Raw genomic sequence first — 22,757 nt, 5'->3', positions numbered from 1 at the left:
TGTTTGCTCATCATGATTTGGGCTTGTTGGTGGAAAAAGCTGCTCATAAAAAACTCCTCTGAATTCTTTAGGAGAATTTAGAGGAGTTTTGGTTTTTTTGCAAAGGTCTCAGGCTTTGAAAAGTGTTATCCCATCGGATAACACTTTTCTTCATGAAAATAGATTCAGGCCGTCTGAAAACGTTTTTCAGACGGCCTTTGCCGCAGTTTCGAAACGAAACCCTAACCGCTCTTACCGCTCATACATCTTCCACAATTCCGCCTGCACGCTGCATGTTTCCGTGTCTTCGGAACGGGGCGCGCGGACATAGCTGCCGTCGCCCTGCATCAGCCATGCGCCGGTATTGTCGGATAGCGGCAGGGTCAGGCCTTCGCGGATAACGCGCTGTTTCAAATCGGGGTTTTCTATCGGGGTGCAGACTTCGATGCGGCGGAAAAAGTTGCGTCCCATCCAGTCGGCGCTGGCGATGTAGGTGTTTTCTGCGCCGCCGTTATAGAAATAGTAAACGCGCGAATGTTCGAGCTGGCGGCCGATAATGGAGCGCACGCGGATGTTGTCGGACAGGCCTTTCACGCCCGGGCGCAGGGTGCACATGCCGCGCACGATTAAATCGATTTGCACGCCCGCGGCGCTGGCGGCATAGAGTTCTTCGATAACGGAAGGTTCGATGAGCGCGTTCATTTTGGCGATAACGGCGGCGCGTTTGCCTTCTTTTGCCGCCCGCGCTTCGCGGCGGATGCTGTCCACCACCATGGTGTGCAGCGTAAACGGGCTTTGGTAGAGCTTGTTCAGACGGCCGTGCCTGCCCAAGCCGGTGATTTCCATGAACACGGTGTTCACGTCGGCGGTAATGGCTTCGTCGGCGGTAATCAGGCCGAAATCGGTATAGATGCGGGACGTGGACTGATGGTAGTTGCCCGTACCGAGATGGGCGTAGGATTTGAGCAGGCCGTTTTCGCGGCGGATGACGAGTGCCATTTTGGCGTGCACTTTGTAGCCGAACACGCCGTACACCACATGTGCGCCCGCGTCTTCGAGCTGCTGCGCCCAGTTCACATTGTTGGCTTCGTCGAAGCGCGCCATCAGTTCCACCACCACGGTAACCTGCTTGCCGGCCAGCGCGGCCTTCATCAGTGCGCGCACCAGCTCGGAATTGCTGCCCGTCCGGTAAATCGTCATCTTCACGGCGACGACGTCGGGGTCGGACGCGGCTTCGCGTATCATCTGCACCACCGGCTCGAACGACTGGTAGGGATGGTGCAGCAGCACGGGGGCTTTTTTCGCCATGTCGAACACCGAACCGCCCTTATGCAGCTTTTTCAGACGGCCTGCCGACACGGGCGGGTATTTCAAATCGGGACGGTTGACCAAATCTGGCACGGCCATCAGCCGCACCAGATTGACCGGCCCCTGCACCTTATACAGTTCGGCGGCATCGAGTTTGAACTGCGCCAGCAGGAAATCGTGGATGTGCGGCGGGCAGGTGTCGGCCACCTCCAACCGCACGCCGTCGCCGTATTCGCGGTCGTGCAGCTCGCTCTGAATCGCCGCGCGCAGGTTTTTCAAATCTTCCTCGTCCACGCTCAAATCGCTGTCGCGCGTCAGGCGGAACTGGTAACAGCCCTTCACCGTCATCCCCGGGAACAGCTTCCACACATTCGCGTGCAGAACCGACGACAGAAACACAAAACCCGTTTCGCCGCCGCAGAGTTCAGACGGCATCTGCAACACTCTCGGCAACGCGCGCGGCGCCTGCACAATCGCCATGCCCGACGGCCTGCCGAACGCATCCGTGCCTTCCAAGGCCACCGCAAAATTCAGCGATTTATTGAGCGGACGCGGAAACGGGTGCGACGGATCAAGACCGATGGGCGTCAGAATCGGCAGCATCTCGCGGTCGAAATAATCCTCCACCCAGGCGCGCTGCGCTTCCGTCCACTGGCTGCGGCGGTAAAACTGGATGCCTTCGGCCACCAGAGCGGGCTGGAGTTCCTCGTTGAACAGGCGGTATTGCTCGGCAATCAGCGCATGGGCCTCGCGGGACACCGCCGCCACGGTTTCAGACGGCGTCGTACCGTTGTCGAGCCGTATCGACGGCCTGAGCTTCTCTTCGCGCTTGAGCCACGCCATCCGCACCTCGAAAAACTCGTCCAGATTCGACGACACGATACACAGAAACCGCAGCCGTTCCAACAGCGGCACGCGCTCGTCCTGCGCCTGCGCCAAAACGCGGCGGTTGAAAGCGAGCTGGCTCAGCTCGCGGCAGAGAATACGGCCTTCGGCGGCATGGTTGTCCATATTGTCCTTCCTTGAAACGGCAGCGTGCCGCAGATGATACAGTATAACGCGTCTTACCGGCGGATGCAGCCCGCACCGCGGATAAAACGTAAGGCCGTCTGAAAAACGGTTTACACGGCTTTTCTATACCGAATCAAAGGCTTTTGCTATAATCCGCGCTTTCTGCAACCCCGCCGCAGCCGTTTTCAGACGGCCTTCCGCAGCGCTGCGGCTTCCACACGAAGGACAAAACCATGGGCTTTCTTCAAGGCAAAAAAAATCCTCATCACCGGCATGATTTCCGAACGTTCCATCGCCTACGGCATCGCCAAAGCCTGCCGCGAGCAGGGCGCGGAACTGGCCTTTACCTATGTGGTCGACAAACTCGAAGAGCGCGTACGCAAAATGGCCGCCGAACTCGGCTCCGAACTGGTGTTCCGCTGCGATGTGGCCAGCGATGACGAAATCGCCAAAGTGTTCGCCGATTTGGGACAAACCTGGGACGGCCTCGACGGTCTCGTCCACTCCATCGGTTTCGCCCCCAAAGAAGCCTTGAGCGGCGACTTCCTCGACAGCATCAGCCGCGAAGCCTTCAACACCGCCCACGAAATTTCCGCCTACAGCCTGCCCGCGCTGGCCAAAGCCGCACGCCCGATGATGCGCGGCAGAAACAGCGCCATCGTCGCCCTGTCCTATCTCGGCGCCGTGCGCGCCGTGCCCAACTACAACGTGATGGGTATGGCCAAAGCCAGCCTCGAAGCCGGCATCCGCTTCACCGCCGCCTGCCTCGGCCGCGAAGGCATCCGCTGCAACGGCATCTCCGCCGGCCCGATTAAAACGCTGGCCGCCTCCGGCATCGCCGACTTCGGCAAACTCTTGGGCCACGTCGCCCAGCAAAACCCGATCGGCCGCAACGTAACCATCGAAGACGTGGGCAACACCGCCGCCTTCCTGCTCTCCGATCTTTCCGCAGGCATCACGGGCGAAATCACCTATGTCGACGGTGGTTACAGCATCAACGCACTCAGTATCGACGAGGCAGAATAAACACGGTTTTCAGACGGCCTTGACCGCAAAGGCCGTCTGAAAAACCGCTTTCAACCCGCAAAGGAAGGGGAAACCGTATGAAACCCGCCCTTATCCTGTCCGTTCTTGCCGCGGCAACGCTTGCCGCCTGCGCCCATTCCCACAACCGTTCCTCTTCGGCGCAACCGGATCACTCAGCAGCGGAACAACCCGTGCAGGCCGTGGCCAGCAAATACGGTTTCGACGAAACCGTCGCCCGCATCGAAAAAGCCGTCAAAGCCAAAGGCATGACCGTGTTTACCGTCATCGACCACCAAGCCGCGGCCAAAGCCAACGGCCTGACCATGCAGCCGGCCAAAGTCATCGTCTTCGGTACGCCCAAAGCCGGCACGCCGCTGATGGTCAAAGACCCGTACTTCGCCCTGCAACTGCCCCTGCGCGTGCTCGTAACCGAAAACAACGGCAAAACCGAAGCCGTTTTCAACGATACCCGCGCGCTGATTCGCGGCAGCCGCATCGCATACGGCGATGTGGAAAATACGCTGGCAAATGCGGAAAAACTCATCCGCGCCACGGTTTCGCAATAAAACGGCAAAGGCCCTGCCCTCCTCCAAAAACAAAACAAGGCCGTCTGAAAAAGTTTTCAGACGGCCTTTCGTTATGTTTTGACTGTATCGGGATATTGCGTTGGCAGCATACCGGCAAGGCAGACTTCTGCGGACTTCTCCGGCTGCCGTCATTCCCGCGCAGACGGGAATCCGTGTTTGGCATCCGCCATCTTGATGTGGAACAAGCATTTGCGAATATCAAAGGCAGCTTTCCGCCTGTGCAGAAATGATGGAAACAAGCAACGCACATCCGAACACGGCTTCATCCGTATTTTTCAACTCATGTTCCGGCCAAACCGGTTGCGGCTACGCCTGCGTTGCCGCCTCCAACTTTTCCATGCCGCCCATATACGGACGCAGCGCGGCGGGAATGTTGATGCTGCCGTCGGCATTTTGGTGGTTTTCCAACACCGCCACCAGCGTGCGACCGACCGCCAGACCCGAGCCGTTCAAGGTATGCACGAAACGGTTTTTGCCGTTTTCGTCTTTGAAACGCGCTTTCATGCGGCGGGCTTGGAAGTCTTCGCAGTTGGAGCAGCTTGAGATTTCGCGGTAGGTATTCTGCGCGGGCACCCACACTTCCAAATCGTAGGTTTTGCTTGCGCCGAAGCCCATATCGCCCGTACACAGGGTAATCACACGGTAGGGCAGTTCCAAGAGTTGCAGGATTTTTTCGGCGTGGCCGACCATTTCTTCGAGCGCCTCGTAGGATTTTTCGGGATGCACAATCTGCACCATTTCCACTTTGTCGAACTGGTGCTGGCGGATCAGCCCGCGCGTATCTTTGCCGTACGAACCGGCTTCGCTGCGGAAACAGGGCGAATGGGCGGTGAATTTCAGCGGCAGTTTTTCAGACGGCACGATGCTGTCGGCCACGGTGTTGGTGAGCGTTACTTCGGCGGTGGGAATCAGGTATTGCGTGGTTTTGCTTTCGTCGCCGCCTCGGGTAACGTGGAACAGGTCTTCGCCGAACTTGGGCAGTTGGCCCGTGCCGAAAAGCGTTGTGTCGTCAACGATATAGGGCGTGTAATGTTCGGTGTAGCCGTGTTGCAGGGTGTGGGTGTCGAGCATGAACTGTGCCAGCGCGCGGTGCAGGCGGGCGATTTGGCCGCGCATCACGGTAAAGCGTGCGCCGGAAAGTTTTGCGCCGCCTTCGAAGTCCAAGCCCAGCGGTTCGCCCAAATCGACGTGGTCTTTAATCTCGAAATCGAACGTGCGCGGCGTGCCGTTTTTACGCACTTCCACGTTTTCCGTTTCGTCTTTGCCGACAGGTACGTTTTCGTGCGGCAGGTTGGGCACGGCGGCCAGCCAGTTTTCCAGTTCGTGCTGCACGGCCTCCAAATCCACGGCGGCCTGTTCCAAACCTGTTTTCAGACGGCCTACCTGCTCCATCACCGCCTGCGCTTCTTCATGTTTGCCTTGGCCTTTCAATGCGCCGATTTGTTTGGACAGCGTATTGCGCGAAGCCTGCATTTCTTCGGTTTGCACCTGCAGGGCTTTGCGCCGCTCTTCCAGCGCGTTGAAACGGGCGGTGTCAAACGCATAGCCGCGTGCGGCAAGGCGTTCGGCTACGGCGGCGGTGTTGTTGCGGAGTTGTTGGATGTCTAACATGATCTGCTTTCGGAAAACGTGTCTATAAAAGAATGGGCGTTATTGTAAACCAATTCGGATGCGGCATAAACGCGGCCCGCAGGCCGTCGGCGGGCAGGCCGTCTGAAAAACAAAACCGCCGCGTTTGACCACGGCGGTTTTGTTCCGAGCCGCTTTTCAGACGGCCTCAAACCTTATTTATTGCCCAATTCCTTGGCCAGATACAGCCAGGTTTCAATCACGGTATCGGGGTTGAGCGACACGCTTTCGATGCCCTCTTCCACCAGCCATTTGGCGAAATCGGGATGATCGGACGGACCCTGTCCGCAGATGCCGACGTATTTGTTGTGCTTGCGGCAGGCGGAGATGGCCAGGTGCAGCATCACTTTGACGGCGGGATTGCGTTCGTCGAACGTGGCCGCGATGGGACCGCCGCTGTCGCGGTCGACACCGAGCGTAAGCTGGGTCATGTCGTTGGAACCGATGGAGAAACCGTCGAAGTATTGCAGGAACTGTTCGGCCAATACCGCATTGCTGGGCAGTTCGCACATCATAATCAGGCGCAGGCCGTTTTTGCCGCGTTCAAGGCCGTTTTCTTTCAGAGCCTTCATCACGGCTTCGGCTTCGGCCAACGTGCGCACGAAGGGAATCATGATTTCGACGTTGGTCAGCCCCATTTCGTCGCGCACGCGCTTGAGCGCTTCGCATTCCATCGCGAAACAGTCTTTGAAGTCTTCCGAAACGTAACGCGCCGCGCCGCGGAAACCGAGCATGGGGTTTTCTTCGTGCGGTTCGTATTTTTCGCCGCCGACCAAGCCCGCGTATTCATTGGATTTGAAGTCGGACATGCGCACGATGACTTTTTTCGGATAAACCGATGCGGCCAACGTGGCCACGCCTTCGGCGATTTTATCGACGTAAAACGCCGTCGGCGATGCGTAGCCTGCGATACGGCGGGCAATCTCGGCCTTGACATCCTCATCCTGACTGTCAAATTCAATCAGCGCTTTGGGATGGATACCGATTTGGCGGTTGATGATGAACTCCATGCGCGCCAAGCCGATGCCTTCGCTGGGAATGCCGGAGAAGCTGAACGCCAGTTCGGGATTGCCCACGTTCATCATCACTTTGGTGGGCGCAGGCGGCATGTTGTCGAGCGCGACATCGGTTACTTCGACGTCGAGAATACCGTCGTAGATTCGGCCCGTATCGCCTTCGGCACAGGATACGGTAACCTGTTGGCCGTCTGAAAGCACATCGGTGGCGTCGCCGCAGCCCACCACGGCGGGAATGCCGAGTTCGCGGGCGATAATCGCGGCATGGCAGGTGCGGCCGCCGCGGTTGGTTACGATGGCCGAAGCGCGCTTCATGACCGGTTCCCAATCGGGGTCGGTCATGTCGGTAACGAGCACGTCGCCCGCTTCCACGCTTTCCATTTCGGCTGCGCTTTTGACCAGACGCACTTTGCCTTGGCCGACTTTCTGGCCGATGGCACGGCCTTCCACCAAGACTTTCTTGTCGCCGTTAATCGCGTAGCGGCGCAGGCTGCGGCCGCTTTCTTCTTGGGATTTGACCGTTTCGGGACGTGCCTGCAGGATGTAGAGCTTGCCGTCGATACCGTCGCGCCCCCATTCGATGTCCATCGGGCGGCCGTAGTGTTTTTCGATAATCAGGGCGTATTGCGCCAACTCGGTTACTTCTTCGTCGCTGATGGAGAAACGGTTGCGGTCGGCTTCGGGCACATCGATGTTCTGTACCGATTTGCCTGCCTGTGCGGCATCGGTAAAAATCATCTTAATCTGTTTCGAACCCATGGTTTTACGCAGAATCGCGGGCTTGCCCTGCCGGAGCGTGGGCTTGAACACATAGAATTCGTCGGGATTGACCGCGCCCTGCACCACGTTTTCGCCCAAACCGTAAGACGAAGTAACGAACACCACTTGGTCGAAACCCGATTCGGTATCCATCGTAAACATTACGCCGGAAGCGCCGCTGTCGGAACGCACCATGCGCTGCACGCCGGCCGACAAAGCCACCACATCGTGCGCAAAGCCTTTGTGTACGCGGTAGGAAATGGCGCGGTCGTTGTAGAGCGACGCAAATACATGGTGCATCGCCTCTTTCACGTTTTCCACACCGTGGATGTTCAGGAAAGTTTCCTGCTGTCCGGCAAACGAAGCGTCGGGCAGGTCTTCCGCCGTTGCGGAAGAGCGCACGGCCACGGAAATATCCGCGCCACCCGCATCGGCCACCAGCTTGTTCCACGCCTCTTCGATTTCGGCATTGAGCTGCGCGGGAAACGGCGTATCCAGAATCCATTGGCGGATTTCCTTGCCCACGCGCGCCAGCTCGGCCACGTCTTCCACGTCAAGCGTGGCCAAGGCTGCGGAAATGCGGTCGCTCAGGCCGTCGTGCGCCAGAAAAGCGCGGTAGGCTTCGGCGGTGGTGGCGAAACCGCCCGGCACGCGCACGCCTTTTTCAGTAAGCTGGCTGATCATTTCGCCCAATGAAGCATTTTTACCGCCCACGCTCTCCACATCGGTCATGCGCAGGTTTTCAAACCAAATTACATAATTTCCGGCCATTTTTCATCCTATCCATGGTGTATTAAAAAAGAAATGAACCTATCGGCTTCATTCTAAACATTCAAACGCAGCGTGTCATGTGTTTTATGCCGACGCACAAAGCACAGGCCGTCTGAAAAATTGCGGGACGCAGACCGTGTAGTAGAATGAAATATTTTATTCAGACGGCCTTTTGCACCGCGGTTTTTCAGATAAATCCGAAGCTTAGAATAAATTAACGACTTATTCAAACGAAATTTTTCCGAAAAATTTAGCACAAAATACCAAAAAACTCCATCTCAACACCGGAAAACAGGTGTTTTAAAATATCCCTCTTTGTGATGTAATGGAATGTAATCTTTCAGACGACCTGAGCTTCCGCCCCGGGAGCACCGTCTGCAGGCCGTCTGAAAAACCTGTTTACCATCCGAACGAAAGCCCGAACATGTCCGTACGCACCGCCTTCTTTATTTCCGACCGCACCGGCCTGACTTCCGAAAGTCTCGGCGAAGCCCTGCTCGACCAATTCAACAACCTGACCTTCAAGCGCGCCACCTACCCCTTTGTCGATACGCCCGAAAAAGCGCGCGAAATGGCCGCCGTTATCGACCGCACCGCCGAACAGAGCACCCTGCGCCCGCTCGTTTTCGAAAGCATCAGCAACCCCGAAGTGCGCGAAATCATCAAAACCGGCAACGCCCTGCACATCAACTTCTTCGATGCCTTTCTCGGCATCATGGAACAGGAACTCGGCACGCCCGCCCGCAACGCCATCGGCAAAAGCCACGGTATCAGCGACACCCGCCGTTACGATGCACGGATGGAGGCCGTCAATTTCTCCCTCAGCCACGACGACGGCATCAGCGACAAAAACCTCAAAGAAGCCGACGTTATCCTGATGGGCGTATCCCGCTCCGGCAAAACCCCGACCTGTCTCTACCTCGCCCTGCAATACGGCATCCGCGCCGCCAACTACCCGCTGATTCCCGACGACCTCGAATCCACCGATTTGCCGCGCATGGTCAAACCCTACAAAGACAAGCTGTTCGGCCTGACCATCCAACCCGAACGGCTCCAAGCCATCCGCCACGAACGCCGCCCCAACTCCACCTACGCCAAAATCGACACCTGCCGCAGCGAAGTCGCCGACGCACAAGCCATGTTCAAACGCCACGGCATTCCGTTTACCAACACCACCGACAAATCGGTGGAGGAACTCGCCGTCAACATCATGCAGGCATGCCGTCTGAACAGGAGGTTTTAAGCTTTTCTGCACATCAGTGTGTCGGCATGGTGCACGTTGACGACACGAAACCCGTCCTTTCCGCCTGATCGGGAAGGACGGGTTTAAATTCAGGTTGCAAGGTTGTATCCGTATGATGCGTCGATACTCGGCTTTTCATCGCTCCTGCGCAAGCGGGAATCCACGGCAGGCATCAACGGATAACGCAGAAATCCAATGGAAGCCATTCTGCCCGTTCAAACAAGAACCCGAAGGCTCACAGCCGGACAATCGTTACTGCTAGGGCTGTCGTGATTCCCGCACGGGTAAGCGTCTGCAACCGCTGATTGGTTGTTTTCAGACGGCCTGTTTCCCACTGTCATTCCGGTGCAGATGAGAATCCGCAGCCGTTGCTTTCAGACGGCCTGTTTCCGTGCATGCGGGAATCCATCTTCCCAATTTAAGTAGCCTGGTTTTTCATGTGTTGGCGGATATTGACCGTAGATTCCCGCCTGTGCGGGCATGACGGTTATTCCGCCGTGCAGAACGTTAACCGCCGTTTATTTTGGATTCCCGCCCGACCGAGAACGGGCAGCCGTTTGGAAAAGCGAACTTGAACGGATGCCTTATCGATGCAATCAAACCCAACCTGCACAACCGCCACAGGCCGTCTGAAAACTTTTTCAGACGGCCTGTTTCAGACGGCCTGTTTGGTTTTCCTACCGTCCCCGCGAGTACCCAAACGACAGACAATGCCATTTTCCCAAACAAAGATTCCAATCCGCCGCAACGTTTTCCACCTGCATTAACGGTTTCCAACCGATTTCCGCTCCGCCGAAAAAACCTTTCCAACACAGCCACCTGCCAAGCAGGCAGTATGCGCCCGTGTCCGCCCGTGTTAGAATTACGCCCGCCTACAATTTCGGAAACGGCAGGCAACCATCCGCAACACCCCGCCGGAAATGCCGTCTGAAAAGCAACCCGAACCGCCGTCCCTCCCGTGTTCAGACGGCATCCTCCCTAAAACTTCAGGACCGAATCAAATGGACGAACAATCTTTAAAAGCCGAAGCGCTCAAATTCCACGAATTCCCCGTACCCGGCAAAATCTCCGTTACCCCCACCAAAAATCTGGCAACCCAACACGATTTGGCATTGGCCTACTCCCCCGGCGTGGCCGCGCCCTGCATGGAAATCCACGCCGACCCGATCAATGCCTACAAATACACCGCCAAAGGCAACCTGGTTGCCGTTATCTCCAATGGCACCGCCGTGCTCGGCTTGGGCAACATCGGCGCGCTCGCGGGCAAACCCGTGATGGAAGGCAAAGGCGTGCTGTTTAAAAAATTCGCCGGCATCGACGTGTTCGACATCGAAATCGACGAAACCGACCCGGCCAAACTCGTCGGCAGCATCACCGCGCTCGAACCGATTTTCGGCGGCATCAACCTTGAAGACATCAAAGCGCCCGAGTGTTTCTACATCGAAAAACACCTGCGCGAACGCTGCAAAATCCCCGTCTTCCACGACGACCAGCACGGTACGGCCATTATCAGCGCCGCCGCCGTACTCAACGCCCTGCGCGTGGTCGGCAAAAACATCGAAGACGCCACCCTCATCTGCTCCGGCGCGGGCGCGGCCGCAATCGCCTGCCTCAACCTGCTGCTGTCGCTGGGCATGAAACGCCAAAACGTTACCGTCTGCGACTCCAAAGGCGTGATTTACCACACCCGCGAAGACAAAGAGCGCATGGACGAATCGAAAAAACTCTACGCCATCGACGACAACGGCCAGCGCACCTTGGCCGACGCCGTGGCCGGCAAAGACATCTTCCTCGGCCTGTCCGGCCCCGGCCTGCTCACGCCCGAGATGCTGAAAACCATGAACGGCAAACCCATCGTATTGGCTATGGCCAACCCCGTTCCCGAAATCCTGCCGCCCGAAGCCAAAGCCGCCCGCCCCGACGTCGTCATCGGCACGGGCCGTTCCGACTATCCCAACCAGGTCAACAACGTTTTGTGCTTCCCCTTCATCTTCCGCGGCGCACTCGATGTCGGCGCCACCACCATCAACGAAGAAATGAAGCTCGCCTGCGTGCGCGCACTCGCCGATCTCGCTACCGAACCGGTTACCGAGGAAGTGAAGAAAGCCTACGGCGGCGCGGATTTCTCGTTCGGCGCAGACTATCTGATTCCCACCCCGTTCGACAGCCGCCTGATTTCCCGCCTGGCGCCCGCCGTCGCCAAAGCCGCGATGGACACCGGCGTGGCAACGCGTCCGATTGCCGATTTGGATGCCTACGCCAAACAGTTGGACGCGATGGAACTGTAAAACACCGCCCGCAAACAAACAGGCCGTCTGAAACTTTTCAGACGGCCTTTCGATTTGCTGCTGACCATTCCGCCGTTGCCGTACAGGCGGAACCCGACGGTACTTTCCGTGCTCCTTTTTTTTGCAAAAGGCTTTGTCCGGATGCCGTGCCGACAGCATACCGACGGATTTCTCCTCCGGCGGGTTTCTCCAACTTCGGTTATTCCCGCACAGGAGGAATCCGGTTTTGATATTCACAAGTACCTATTGAAAATTAAAGGATACCTGATTTCAAAGATGGATTCCCGCCTGCAGGAATAACGGAAGCACGCATCGGCACAATACCCAAACCCACTCTTTCAAAACCGCAGTAGGTACGGTTAGGCGGCACGCCGTAACCGTACGCAACGCTTCAAAATACCGGTGCATTTTTCAGACGGCCTATCACGGTAAACGGGGTAACGGCCCACTAGAGTGAATCTTAATACAGATACAAAGCGGCGGATCGCAGACAGTACGGCAGGCAGGACACACCGTGGCAGTTTATTAGAAATTTCACGCCATACGGCTACATGCCTTTAACGGACAACCCCCGTCGATACGCACTCAGGGCAAAAACGGCGTAAAGTTCACCGTCATTCAGGCTGCTCCCCACCCGCAGGCCGTCTGAAACTTTTCAGACGGCCTGCGGTTAACGTAAAACTTCGGCGAAATCATCATAAACCGTATCAACGGTTTTACCGCCGCCAGTATCGGCCATATCGAAATCGGCTTCGGGCAGGCCGAGCTTGGCCGCTTCGGTTCGGTAGAACTCGTGTTTCGGCGGATGCTGCGGCTCAACGATGTTTCGTATTCTCAAACCGCCGGGCATACGGGCGGCGTGCAGCAGAGCAGAAACGGCGCGGTTTCGGTGCAGCATATTGACCGGCCGGTACGCACCCGCAATGCCGCTGCGTTTGAGCAGGCTCGTCAGCGGGTGGCGTTCGGCACAATACAGGCCGCCCAGGCGCAGAATGTCGATGTTGCCGATGCCGCTGGCCAAAAACAACTGTTCCGCAGCGTAAACTTTCTGCGACGAAACCGTTTGCGGGTCGGGCGCGCTGTGTTCGCTGCATTCGCGCTCACCATCGCCGTAAACCCCCGTGCTGCTTGCATACACGATATGGCCGATGCCGAAACGTTGCGCCAGCTTCAGCCATTCCGACAACACACCAAGGTAATCGCCCACGGCGGAAGGCGGCAACAGGCAGAACCACACGGGCTTATCTGCCCACGTTTGCCAAAAGTCGGCGCGGAAAACCTGCGGGTCGCTCAAATCGACGGTATGCAGCCCGATAGGCAGGTTGATGTCGTCGGAAGTCAGGCTGCGTTTCAGTGCCGACACGCGGCCGCCGTGCTCAAACAGTTTTTCGGCCAGCGGACGGCCCAAATAGCCCATGCCGAGAATGGCGCAGTCGGGTGTTTTCATTTCAGACGGCCTTTGCAGGTAAAACGGCAGTATAGCAAAGCCTGTGGCTTCGGCTGTTTGATAAATAAAATACGGGAGCTGTTAAAGATTCCTCTGCAAAGCGGCAGGCCGTCTGAACAATTTCAGACGGCCTGCCGTTTATTCGGCCTATAACAACCGTCATTCCTGCACAGGCGGGAATCCGGACGGTTTCATTGCGATGCCCTTAAAAAATATCTGTTTCTCGGTTCTTACACCGGATTCCCGCCTGCGCGGGAATAACGGCAGAACTGTTGCCGTACCAATAGCCGAACGTTCGGTTATCAACAAGACAGGCCGTCTGAAAAACAACCGGTTCAGACGCAATTTCGGAAATTCTGTTTACGGTTCAGACATCTATTATGATGGCAACGTTTTTTGTCCCGAGGCAAGATAGATGCCAACAAATAAAGGCCGTCTGAAAATATGTTCAGACGGCCTTTTTTATGCGGCGGATACCGAATTACTCCGGCTTTTTAAAGTGCTTGCGGCGTTCGTGTTCCTGCAGATAGCGTTTGCGCAGGCGAATGGATTGAGGGGTGATTTCGACCAGTTCGTCGTCGTCGATAAACTCTACCGCGCTTTCCAGCGTGAGCTTGATGGGCGTGGTCAGGCGTACGGCCTCGTCGGTGCCGCTGGCGCGCACGTTGGTGAGTTTTTTGCCTTTGAGCGGGTTGACCACCAAGTCGTTGTCGCGGCTGTGGATGCCGATAATCATGCCTTCGTAGATTTTTTCGCCGGGCGATACGAACATGCGGCCGCGGTCTTCCAAGTTCCACAGGGCATAGGCGACGGCTTCGCCTTGCTCTTGTGAAACGAGTACGCCGTTGTGGCGGCCGGGCATGTCGGGTTTGACGGGGGCGTAGTCGTCGAACACGTGGCTCATCAGGCCGGTGCCGCGGGTCATGGTCATGAATTCGCCTTGGAAACCGATGAGGCCGCGCGCGGGAATGTGGTATTCGAGACGGGTACGGCCGTTTCCGTCGCTTTCCATGTTGGTAAGTTCGCCGCGGCGGCGGCCGAGTTCTTCCATGACGGCACCCTGGTTGTCGTCGGGTACGTCAACGGTCAGGTTTTCGTAGGGTTCGCATTTTTGGCCGTCGATGTCGCGGTACACCACGCGCGGTTTGCCAACGGCCAGCTCAAAGCCTTCGCGGCGCATGTTTTCGAGGAGGATGGTCAGGTGCAATTCGCCGCGGCCGGAAACGCGGAATACGTCGGCGTCTTCGGTGTCTTCCACGCGCAGGGCGACGTTGGTGAGCAGTTCTTTGTTCAAACGGTCGCGGATTTGGCGGCTGGTAACGAATTTGCCTTCGGTACCGGCCAACGGGCTGGTGTTTACCATGAAATCCATGGTCAGCGTGGGCTCGTCCACGCTCAGCATCGGCAAGCCTTTGGGGTTGTCTTTTTCGGAAATGGTAACGCCGATACCGATGTCTTCAATGCCGGAAATAATCACGATGTCGCCGGCTTCGGCTTCTTCCAAGGGCACGCGCTCCAAACCTTTGAAGCCGAGCAGCTGGTTGATGCGGCCTTGCGCCACTTGGTTTTCGTGGTTCATCACGGCAACCACTTGGCCGGGTTTGATGCGGCCGTTGAGGATGCGGCCGATGCCGAGACGGCCGGTGTAGTTATCGTAGTCGAGTTGGGAAATTTGCAGTTGCAGGGTTTCGTCGGCGCTGCCGCTGGGTGCGGGCGTGTGTTTCAGAATGGTGTCGAACAGCGGACGCATGTCGCTGCTGTCGTCGCTTTCTTCCAGCTTGGCGAAACCGCTCAAACCCGAGGCGTACACGATGGGGAAATCCAACTGTTCGTCGGTTGCGCCCAGAGAGTCAAACAATTCAAAGGTTTGGTCAATCACCCAGCTCGGGCGGGCAGACGGCTTGTCGATTTTGTTGATGACCACAATCGGGCGCAGGCCGAGCGCAAGGGCTTTTTTGGTCACGAAGCGGGTTTGCGGCATCGGTCCTTCTTGGGCGTCGACCAGCAGCACCACGCAGTCCACCATGCCCAACACGCGTTCCACTTCGCCGCCGAAGTCGGCGTGTCCGGGAGTGTCGACGATGTTGATGTGGTAGCCTTCGTATTCGATGGCGGTGTTTTTGGCAAGGATGGTAATGCCGCGTTCTTTTTCGAGGTCGTTGCTGTCCATCACGCGCTCGTCGACCTGCTGGTTGGCGCGGAAAGTGCCGGATTGGCGCAGAAGTTGGTCGACCAACGTGGTTTTGCCGTGGTCGACGTGGGCGATGATGGCGATGTTGCGGATTTGTTTCATGGAATGAATTCTTATCGGGAACAGAAAAATAACTGTGAATTATAGCACGCTTTTAACAATTCCGAGTTACGGCTGCGCCTACCCTGCAACGGCCGCAAATTTTCAGACGGCCAGAACCGAAACGCGCAATCGTATTGAAACTTAAGCGGAAAAACGATAAGGCCGTCTGAAAATGAGTTCCCGAACGCTTCGTCTGCGCTTGATACATACACTTTCAAGTTAAATAGTGTAAATAAAAATTCCCGATGCAACAAACTATCAAAACCATCAGCAACAAATTTTCAAAACAAACAAAGCCATAACTTTTCAGACGGCCTTTTTGCCTTCAGGATTTTCGTGATAATTGTTTGTATTTTAAATAGAAAATTTGTAAACACCACAAAACCGACCTACAATAACATCCACAACAAAACCAATCCGCCGCAGACGCGGCACGACATCCAACAAATTTTCAAGAAAGAGACCACCATGCAAGGCGATCAAGCAATCATTTACTACATGAACGAACTTCTGGCCGGCGAACTGGCCGCCCGCGACCAATATTTCATCCACTCGCGCATGTATGCCGAATGGGGCTACAACAAGCTCTTCGAGCGTCTGAACCACGAAATGGAAGAAGAAACCGATCACGCGGAAGCCTTTATCCGCCGCATCCTGATGCTGGGCGGCACGCCGAAAATGGTTCCCGCCGCAGTCAACATCGGCACCGATGTCGCATCCTGTCTCAAAGCCGATCTGAACACCGAATACGAAGTTCAGGCCGCCCTGAAAAAAGGCATCAAACTGTGCGAGGAAAAACAGGATTACGTTACCCGCGACCTGATGGTGGCGCAGCTTAAAGACACCGAAGAAGACCATGCCCACTGGCTCGAACAGCAGTTGCGCCTGATCGAACTCGTCGGCATCCAAAACTACCTGCAAAGCCAACTGTAAACACCGAGCCGTCTGAAAGGAAACACCCATGTTAGGCGACAAAAACGTATTGCGCGGGCTGAACAAAAACCTCGGCCTGCTGCTCGTTACCATCAACCAATACTTCCTGCACGCCCGCATCCTGAAAAACTGGGGCTTCGAAGAACTGGGCGAACACTTTTTCAAACAGTCCATCGTCGAAATGAAAGCCGCAGACGACATCATCGAACGCGTGCTGCTGCTCGAAGGCCTGCCCAACCTGCAAGATTTGGGCAAACTGCTTATCGGCGAAACCGTTGAAGAAATCATTGCCTGCGATCTGAAAAAAGAGCAGGAAAAACACGCCGCGCTGATTGAAGCCATCGCCGAATGCGAAGACAAACAGGACTACGTCAGCCGCGCGCTGCTGGAAAAACAGAAAAACACCAACGAAGAACACATCGATTGGCTGGAAACCCAGCAGGAAATGGTCGCGAATCTCGGCCTGCAAAACTACCTTCAAACCGGGGCGCAAGAGGATTAAAGCACAAACCACTGCCAAACATATCGGTTCTCTTGAAACCCGAAAAGCAAACGGCATCCGCGAGGATGCCGTTTTTATTTTGACTGTTTTTTGGATAATGTTCCGGCCACGCCGGAAGCGTTATTCCCGTGCAGACGGGAATCTGTCTTTCAATTTAGGCTGCGTTTGAATAGTGCGTCAGCGGCACCAACATCGTCATGCCCGCACAGGCTGAAATCCATTGCTGACACCCATAAAAATCAAAAAGCTGCTTAAAATATGGACACAGATTCCCACCCGCACGGGAATGACGGTTGTCGGCGGAACAGATGCCGCCATGTCCGCCAACCTACTACCGTACCGAAACCGTCGGATGACACCCGAACCTATCGCCGAAAAACGGAAACCATGCCGTAAAACCATGCCGCACGCTTTTCAATGCCGTCTGAAAACGGCAAATACCCGCCATCCGTTTCCCACTCCCGCAGAAAATTAGAGAGAGAGAGAGCTTATTCGGGCTGCTCGGATGATTATTTTCCGACGGCAACCGTTCACTCTCCCCTAACAGGGAAGGAGGCAAGTTTCGGTGAAAATAAACTTTTTTCAGACGGCCTGTTTTCAGACGGCCTATGAACCGCCGCTTAGGGATAAACCAACGTTTTCAAAGTTCGGGCAATCATGCCGTCCGAACATTCAAAACCCCCCACCCGACTGCCTTCGTACCATATTCCGCCATAGAACACATTGCCGTTTTCAGACGGCCTGATGTGTTTCCGGACAAGCGTTTCACTCTTCCGCCAACAAAAACGGATTCGCACCGCCGCGTTCGTAGCCTGCCTCGCCAACCATGATGTCCAGTCCCAAAGTGGCCAAATCGTCGGCCACAGGGTCGGCGTATTGCTGTTTGTCTTGGCGGTAGAGTTTGCGGTAGGTACGGCAGGCGTTGCAGCTTTCGGCGTTGGCGGCGGCATAGGCGGGCGGCAGGCCGTCCGGGCCTTCGAACTGCTGGATGCGCATCGCGCCCGCGTCGCCGCAGGTCGGGCATTTGGCGCGCAGTACGTTCCAGCGGCTGTTGCACAAAGGGCAGTGCATATAGCGGAAACCGTTCAAATCGCTGCGGATGAGAACAACGCTGCCGACGGCTTCGCTGCCGCAACAGGGGCAGTGCGTGCGCGTGTCGGCTTCGGTGGGCGGCACATCGTTTTCGTTCAGACGACCTGCCCAAGCCGTCCAAACGATTTGCAGCGCTGCCTGCACCCAGATTTCGGCGGCACGGTCGTCGGCCTGCGTGCTTCCGGCCAACACGCGTCCGGCCAAGACTTCGGCATCGGCGCGGCCGAGCTTTTTCAGCCGTTCGGTTTCCTGCGCCGCCGCTGCGGGAATTTTGCCCTGCACTTCGTCCAGCAAGGCGGTGAAAACGGCAAAAAATTCAGACGGCACGCCCCCCTGCCCTGCTTCGGGCAACACGGTTTTCCCCTGCCCGCGTGCGGGTGCGGCAATATCCCGACCGTCGGCCACGGCCTGCTGTGCGGCGCAGACGGCGGCAAGCAGGTTGAGGTAATCGCGCCAGCCGCTGTGTTCGGCATCGGCCAGTTCCTTGAAACGGGTGCTGCGGTTGGCAAAAACGTTTTTCTCGGGTGCAAGCCAAAACGGTGTGTGGAACAGGCCTTTGCCGATGTCGGCGGCGGGTTTGACGGGGGTGTTCATAGGTGTTCTTTCCATGGTGTTTTTCAGTTTTCAGACGGCCTGCCGGCTGTGCAGGACCGATAAATATTTCGGGCCGTGTTTGGATTGCGTTGGTGCTTTTATTTTTCGTCATTCCCGCGCAGACGGAAAGCCATCTTACTCTGCGGAAATCTTACTTTGTTCCATGATTGCTCAACTTCCCAAACAGATTCCCGACCGCTCGGGAATGACGTAAGCAAACACCAACGGAATATCCAAACAGCCTTCCCAAATCAATCGTTTACATCACATTCCGTACAACCGCCGTTTTTCAGACGGCATACCTCAGACCGTCTGAAACAATCCGCCGCAACGGAAAATATGCCGGGAATATTCGGATGAGACCGCACAGAAAAAACCTCTGCCGCAGCTTTTTTCAGACGGCCTCTACAAATTCCTGCCCGCTGTACACGGTGAATTTCTGCGGTTTGGCAAAGCCGATTAAGGTCATGCCCGCTTCTTCGGCCAGCCGCACGGCCAAAGCGGTGGGCGCGGATACGGCGGTGAGGCAGCCGATGCCCGCTGCCGCCGCCTTCATCACCATTTCGTAACTGGCGCGGCTGGATACGAGCGCGAAGCCCTGCGTGAAATCGAAACCGTTTTTCACGCCGTGGCCGATGAGTTTGTCGAGCGCATTGTGGCGGCCCACGTCTTCAAACGCGCAGACGATGCGGCCGCCTGCCACCCATGCCGCGCCGTGTACCGAACCGGTTTCGCTGCGCAGGGGCTGGTAGGCATCGAAACTGCTTAAGGCCGTCTGAACGTCGGCAAAACGGATTTTTCTGCCGCGCATCACCGGCCGAACCTCGGGTTTGACCGCCGCGAGCGAATCGATGCCGCACAGTCCGCAACCCGTGCGCCCGCTCATGCTGCGGCGGCGTTCCTTCAGGGCAAGGAAGCGGGCGGCGGCGATGTCCATCCGCACTTCGATGCCGTTGCAGACGGTTTCGGTTTCCACGGCATACAGCTCGGACGGCCGCTCCAAAATACCCTCGCTCAGGCTGAACCCCAGCGCGAGCGCTTCCAAATCGGCGGGCGTGGCCATCAGCACCGCATGGCTGATGCCGTTGTACACCAGCGCGACGGGCGTTTCTTCGGCCAAAACGTCGTCATCGGCAAGGATGCCTGCGGCATCGGTACGGTAAACGGACAGGGTTCGGCTGGCGGGCGGGTTCATGGCAAAAGGCCGTCTGAAAACAAAGATGGCGGTTATTATAACGGGTTATCGCGGACGGGCTTGGGAAAAATGCCTGCAACGCTGCTGCCGCGGGCGGTGCTGAACGTTTTCAGACGGCCTGTTTCCCGATAACGGAATCCTGTTCAATCCATTATTGTTTTGCACGGCAGCCTGATTCCGTTACCGCCGCACAGATAAAACCCGCGATTGTTTTTGGCTGTGTTCGGATATTGCATTGATGCTTGCTTCCGTCTTGCCGGTGTGTTCTCAACGCAAGCCCAAACACAGCCTTGTTTTTTTACAAACCGATGAATCGGAACGGGCTTCCCCGTTTCACCATAAACGCGGTCTCCCATCTGCCGCGCACACGCCTGCCATCCAAGCCGCGCCAAAGAAACTCGGGCCGTCTGAATGCGGTCTGTTATAATCGGCGGCATTCGTTATCGGAAAGTAAGGAAAAGGAATCAGATATGTCTTTCGAACACCAAAACCTGCCCGAACCGGAAGTGCAGCTGCATCTGCTCGAACAGCCCAAACGCCTGCCCGCAGGCGAAGGCTGGGCGTGGATACGGCAGGCTTGGCGGATTTTCAGGATGCGTTCGGGCATGTGGGTTGCGATGACCTTGATATTGGGCTTGGTTTCACTCGGCGTAACGATTGTTTTCGGCCTGTTGGCAAGCATTTCGCCTGCCTTGGCCGTGGTCGCCAACATTCTCAACGGCATCGTCATGACGGCTTTGATGGCCGGCATGATTTTCGCCGCGCACAAACTTTTGGGCGAAAACCGTTTCGAAATCTCGATGCTGTTTGAAGGCATCAGCCGGAAATTCAGCAGCTTCGCGATACTTGCCCTGTTCAATTACGCTTGCGTGCTGCTGGCGCAGCTTGTGATGTCGCTCGTCAGCCCGACGGGGAAACTCATGCTGATGTCGTCGGTGGGCATGGAACAGCAGATACCGGCCGAAACAATGACTTCGGCCCTGTCTGGCCCCGCCGGTTTTCTGTCGATCCTGCTGTTTTTCGTTCTGTACCTGCCCGCCATGATGATGCTGTGGTTTGCCAGCTCCCTGGTGATGCTGCACGACATCAAGCCGTTGCAGGCAATGAAAATGAGTTTGCAGGGCTGCTTGGCGAACATCAGGCCGATGCTGGTGTACGGCTTGGCCTGCTTCGGATTCAGCCTTCTGATTACCGTGGTGCTGTCGCTGCTGGTGCTGCCGTTTATCGCAGCAGGCGGACAGGCTGCAACCGCCATCATGATGGGGCTGGGCATGATTGTCGTGATGATTCCGCTGATGCTGGTGCTCTTACCGGTTTTGGTGTTGACCTATTACACCAGCTACCGCGGCGTATGGACGGACATTCCTTTGGAGTAATCCCGTGCCAATCAGATAAAGGCCGTCTGAAAAGTTTTTCAGACGGCCTTTATGCTGCGTGTTGTCCGGTTTGCTTCAATCAGGCTGCGCAACCGTTTCTCCGGAAAAATGCCCGAAGTTGGCCGTCGGGCATTTCGCTGCCCTCTCAGGCTAGGCTTACTTCACATTACGCAGATATTCCAGCAGCAGCGGCACAGGGCGGCCGGTTGCGCCTTTGTCTTTGCCCGATTTCCACGCCGTACCCGCAATGTCGAGATGCGCCCACGGATAGGCTTCGGTAAAGTACGACAGGAACGTACCTGCGGTAATCGTGCCCGCACCCGGGCTGCCGATGTTGGGCAGGTCGGCGAAATTGGATTTGAGCTGGTCTTTGTAAGTGTCGAACAACGGCAGCTGCCATGCTTTGTCGTCGGCGGAACGCGACGCGGCCAGCAGGCTGTCGACCAGTTTCTGGTCGTTGCCCATCACGCCGCTCACGTCATGGCCGAGCGCAATGATGCAGGCTCCCGTCAAAGTGGCAACGTCAATCACGGCTTTGGGATTGAACTGTTCGGCGTAGGTCAGCGCGTCGCACAAAATCAGACGGCCTTCGGCATCGGTGTTGAGCACTTCAATGGTCAGCCCCTTCATGGATTTCACCACATCACCGGGCTTGTTCGCACCGCCCGAAGGCATGTTTTCGCAGGTCGGCACGATGGCAATCAGGTTGATCGGCAGTTTCAGCTTCACCGCCGCACAGAACGTACCGATAACCGTGGCCGCGCCGCACATGTCGAACTTCATTTCGTCCATATTCAGGCCGGGCTTGAGCGAAATGCCGCCCGAGTCAAACGTAATGCCCTTGCCCACCAGCACCGTCGGCGCGGCTTTCTTGTCGGCCGCACCGAAATAGGAAAGCTCGATAAGATAAGGCTTCTGCTTGCTGCCTTTGGCCACCGACCAAAACGCGCCCATGTTTTCCTTGATATAGTCTTTCTCCAGCACTTTGGCGCGTGCGCCGAGTTTTTCCGCTTCGGCCTTCGCGGTGTCGGCCAGAAATTCGGGCGTGCATTCGTTGGGGGCGGCATTGCCCAAATCGCGGCACAGGCTCATGCCGTACACCAGCGCGTCGGCGGCTTTCAGGGTATCGCCGGCCGCTTTCGCAGCGCGCGGATGGAAAAACACCGCTTCCTGCAGTTTCGCGGGTTTCGCATCCTGCTTGTAACGTCCGAAACGGTAGGCCGCGTTGCCGAAGGCCGTGGCAAACACTTCCGCCACCGCCGCCGCTTCCTTGGCGGAAAACGGTGCCAGACAAACGGCCACGCTTTCCTGATTCTGCGCCCACTGTGCAGCTTCTGCCGCCGCTTTCGCGAGCGTGGTGCGCGCCGCATCCTTCATCCGCACCACCGCCACCGCTTTCAGACGGCCTTCCGCCACGGTTTTGGTTTCGGCAAACACCTGCCCTTCTTCGAGCGCACCGCACAAAAGCGCGGCGGTTTCATTGTCGCTGTGCGTGCTGCACGGGTGGCTGTCCAAACAAATGTAAAGCAGCGCACCGGCCTGGGCAGGCTGCAATTTCTCGGCTTTTATGCTAAATTTCATGCTGGTTCTCCTAAATCGGGCAGTTGTTTCACACTCAATCCGCGTTTTGGCGGCCTTGTTTCAGACGGCCTGCCGCGGTGTGGCTGCAACGATTGTACCCGATAGTTCGGACGCTTGACAGGCCGTC

The 22,757-nt window shown here is 56.7% G+C and carries 17 protein-coding genes; 8 read left to right on the top strand and 9 right to left on the bottom strand.

Annotation, left to right across the window (positions count from 1 at the left end):
- Nucleotides 1-231 precede the first annotated feature (231 nt).
- Nucleotides 232-2,298 (bottom strand): polyphosphate kinase 1, encoded by a 2,067-nt coding sequence (ppk1, locus tag ACEYDX_RS07675; RefSeq protein WP_373741432.1) that lies wholly within the window; start codon nucleotides 2,296-2,298, stop codon nucleotides 232-234.
- A 273-nt stretch (nucleotides 2,299-2,571) separates the two neighbouring features.
- On the opposite strand from ppk1, the gene fabI reads away from it, so the two are divergent.
- Together fabI and ACEYDX_RS07665 are read left to right on the top strand one after the other, a co-directional pair.
- Nucleotides 2,572-3,324 carry an enoyl-ACP reductase FabI gene (gene fabI, locus ACEYDX_RS07670; RefSeq protein WP_373741431.1) on the top strand — a complete coding sequence of 251 codons (753 nt, stop codon included), beginning with the start codon at nucleotides 2,572-2,574 and terminating at the stop codon, nucleotides 3,322-3,324.
- A gap of 77 nt (nucleotides 3,325-3,401) precedes the next feature.
- Nucleotides 3,402-3,890 (top strand): DUF302 domain-containing protein, encoded by a 489-nt coding sequence (locus tag ACEYDX_RS07665; RefSeq protein WP_373741430.1) that lies wholly within the window; start codon nucleotides 3,402-3,404, stop codon nucleotides 3,888-3,890.
- Nucleotides 3,891-4,217: 327 nt separating this feature from the next.
- Here ACEYDX_RS07665 and serS read toward each other — a convergent pair whose 3' ends face one another.
- Nucleotides 4,218-5,522, bottom strand: a complete 1,305-nt coding sequence (gene serS / locus ACEYDX_RS07660) for a serine--tRNA ligase (protein ID WP_373741429.1) — start codon at nucleotides 5,520-5,522, stop codon at nucleotides 4,218-4,220.
- Nucleotides 5,523-5,695: 173 nt separating this feature from the next.
- Nucleotides 5,696-8,086, bottom strand: a complete 2,391-nt coding sequence (ppsA, locus tag ACEYDX_RS07655; RefSeq protein WP_373741428.1) for a phosphoenolpyruvate synthase — start codon at nucleotides 8,084-8,086, stop codon at nucleotides 5,696-5,698.
- 424 nt (nucleotides 8,087-8,510) lie between these two features.
- On the opposite strand from ppsA, the gene ACEYDX_RS07650 reads away from it, so the two are divergent.
- Nucleotides 8,511-9,329 carry a pyruvate, water dikinase regulatory protein gene (locus tag ACEYDX_RS07650; protein ID WP_373741427.1) on the top strand — a complete coding sequence of 273 codons (819 nt, stop codon included), beginning with the start codon at nucleotides 8,511-8,513 and terminating at the stop codon, nucleotides 9,327-9,329.
- Nucleotides 9,330-9,836: 507 nt separating this feature from the next.
- On the opposite strand, the gene ACEYDX_RS07645 is transcribed toward ACEYDX_RS07650, so the two are convergent.
- Nucleotides 9,837-10,040, bottom strand: a complete 204-nt coding sequence (locus ACEYDX_RS07645; protein WP_373741426.1) for a hypothetical protein — start codon at nucleotides 10,038-10,040, stop codon at nucleotides 9,837-9,839.
- A 290-nt stretch (nucleotides 10,041-10,330) separates the two neighbouring features.
- Between ACEYDX_RS07645 and ACEYDX_RS07640 the strand changes: the two genes are divergently transcribed.
- Nucleotides 10,331-11,617 carry a malic enzyme-like NAD(P)-binding protein gene (locus ACEYDX_RS07640; protein WP_373741425.1) on the top strand — a complete coding sequence of 429 codons (1,287 nt, stop codon included), beginning with the start codon at nucleotides 10,331-10,333 and terminating at the stop codon, nucleotides 11,615-11,617.
- A gap of 54 nt (nucleotides 11,618-11,671) precedes the next feature.
- Nucleotides 11,672-11,917: a hypothetical protein gene (locus ACEYDX_RS07635; protein WP_373741424.1), complete on the top strand. Its 246-nt coding sequence runs from the start codon at nucleotides 11,672-11,674 to the stop codon at nucleotides 11,915-11,917.
- Between the two features lie 370 nt (nucleotides 11,918-12,287).
- Here the strand turns inward: ACEYDX_RS07635 and ACEYDX_RS07630 are convergent, their stop codons facing one another.
- The gene (locus tag ACEYDX_RS07630; protein ID WP_373741423.1) at nucleotides 12,288-13,064 is read right to left on the bottom strand and encodes an SDR family NAD(P)-dependent oxidoreductase; all 777 of its coding nucleotides are present in this window, start codon (nucleotides 13,062-13,064) and stop codon (nucleotides 12,288-12,290) included.
- Nucleotides 13,065-13,545: 481 nt separating this feature from the next.
- Nucleotides 13,546-15,357, bottom strand: coding sequence for a translational GTPase TypA (typA, locus tag ACEYDX_RS07625; RefSeq protein ID WP_373741422.1), 1,812 nt, complete (start codon nucleotides 15,355-15,357; stop codon nucleotides 13,546-13,548).
- Nucleotides 15,358-15,825: 468 nt separating this feature from the next.
- On the opposite strand from typA, the gene bfr (ACEYDX_RS07620) reads away from it, so the two are divergent.
- Entirely contained in the window at nucleotides 15,826-16,290 is a 465-nt protein-coding gene (bfr, locus tag ACEYDX_RS07620; protein WP_373741421.1) for a bacterioferritin, read from the top strand.
- A 28-nt stretch (nucleotides 16,291-16,318) separates the two neighbouring features.
- Nucleotides 16,319-16,792 carry a bacterioferritin gene (bfr, locus tag ACEYDX_RS07615; protein WP_373741420.1) on the top strand — a complete coding sequence of 158 codons (474 nt, stop codon included), beginning with the start codon at nucleotides 16,319-16,321 and terminating at the stop codon, nucleotides 16,790-16,792.
- Between the two features lie 765 nt (nucleotides 16,793-17,557).
- Here the strand turns inward: bfr (ACEYDX_RS07615) and fdhE are convergent.
- Together fdhE and fdhD are read right to left on the bottom strand one after the other, a co-directional pair.
- Nucleotides 17,558-18,478 carry a formate dehydrogenase accessory protein FdhE gene (gene fdhE / locus ACEYDX_RS07610; protein WP_373741419.1) on the bottom strand — a complete coding sequence of 307 codons (921 nt, stop codon included), beginning with the start codon at nucleotides 18,476-18,478 and terminating at the stop codon, nucleotides 17,558-17,560.
- 394 nt (nucleotides 18,479-18,872) lie between these two features.
- The gene (gene fdhD, locus ACEYDX_RS07605) at nucleotides 18,873-19,673 is read right to left on the bottom strand and encodes a formate dehydrogenase accessory sulfurtransferase FdhD (protein ID WP_373741418.1); all 801 of its coding nucleotides are present in this window, start codon (nucleotides 19,671-19,673) and stop codon (nucleotides 18,873-18,875) included.
- A 470-nt stretch (nucleotides 19,674-20,143) separates the two neighbouring features.
- Between fdhD and ACEYDX_RS07600 the strand changes: the two genes are divergently transcribed.
- Complete coding sequence (locus ACEYDX_RS07600; protein ID WP_373741417.1) at nucleotides 20,144-21,049, top strand: BPSS1780 family membrane protein; 906 nt, start codon at nucleotides 20,144-20,146, stop codon at nucleotides 21,047-21,049.
- A gap of 156 nt (nucleotides 21,050-21,205) precedes the next feature.
- On the opposite strand, the gene ACEYDX_RS07595 is transcribed toward ACEYDX_RS07600, so the two are convergent.
- Nucleotides 21,206-22,630: a leucyl aminopeptidase gene (locus ACEYDX_RS07595; RefSeq protein ID WP_373741416.1), complete on the bottom strand. Its 1,425-nt coding sequence runs from the start codon at nucleotides 22,628-22,630 to the stop codon at nucleotides 21,206-21,208.
- Nucleotides 22,631-22,757: the final 127 nt, after the last annotated feature.

Origin of the sequence: Neisseria sp. (assembly GCF_041804105.1) — a bacterium.
In the GTDB taxonomy this organism is placed as follows: Bacteria; Pseudomonadota; Gammaproteobacteria; order Burkholderiales; family Neisseriaceae; genus Neisseria.
Note: the sequence above shows the minus strand (reverse complement) of the source record. Positions and strands in the feature narration are given on the sequence as shown.

Coding starts and splice junctions, on each gene's coding strand:
- bfr (WP_373741421.1), top strand. CDS start 15,826: ATGCAAGGCGATCAAGCAATCATTTACTACATGAACGAACTTCTGGCC.
- fdhD (WP_373741418.1), bottom strand. CDS start 19,673: ATGAACCCGCCCGCCAGCCGAACCCTGTCCGTTTACCGTACCGATGCC.
- serS (WP_373741429.1), bottom strand. CDS start 5,522: ATGTTAGACATCCAACAACTCCGCAACAACACCGCCGCCGTAGCCGAA.
- ACEYDX_RS07595 (WP_373741416.1), bottom strand. CDS start 22,630: ATGAAATTTAGCATAAAAGCCGAGAAATTGCAGCCTGCCCAGGCCGGT.
- fabI (WP_373741431.1), top strand. CDS start 2,572: ATGATTTCCGAACGTTCCATCGCCTACGGCATCGCCAAAGCCTGCCGC.
- ppk1 (WP_373741432.1), bottom strand. CDS start 2,298: ATGGACAACCATGCCGCCGAAGGCCGTATTCTCTGCCGCGAGCTGAGC.
- ACEYDX_RS07600 (WP_373741417.1), top strand. CDS start 20,144: ATGTCTTTCGAACACCAAAACCTGCCCGAACCGGAAGTGCAGCTGCAT.
- ACEYDX_RS07630 (WP_373741423.1), bottom strand. CDS start 13,064: ATGAAAACACCCGACTGCGCCATTCTCGGCATGGGCTATTTGGGCCGT.
- ppsA (WP_373741428.1), bottom strand. CDS start 8,086: ATGGCCGGAAATTATGTAATTTGGTTTGAAAACCTGCGCATGACCGAT.
- typA (WP_373741422.1), bottom strand. CDS start 15,357: ATGAAACAAATCCGCAACATCGCCATCATCGCCCACGTCGACCACGGC.
- ACEYDX_RS07640 (WP_373741425.1), top strand. CDS start 10,331: ATGGACGAACAATCTTTAAAAGCCGAAGCGCTCAAATTCCACGAATTC.
- bfr (WP_373741420.1), top strand. CDS start 16,319: ATGTTAGGCGACAAAAACGTATTGCGCGGGCTGAACAAAAACCTCGGC.
- ACEYDX_RS07650 (WP_373741427.1), top strand. CDS start 8,511: ATGTCCGTACGCACCGCCTTCTTTATTTCCGACCGCACCGGCCTGACT.
- fdhE (WP_373741419.1), bottom strand. CDS start 18,478: ATGAACACCCCCGTCAAACCCGCCGCCGACATCGGCAAAGGCCTGTTC.
- ACEYDX_RS07665 (WP_373741430.1), top strand. CDS start 3,402: ATGAAACCCGCCCTTATCCTGTCCGTTCTTGCCGCGGCAACGCTTGCC.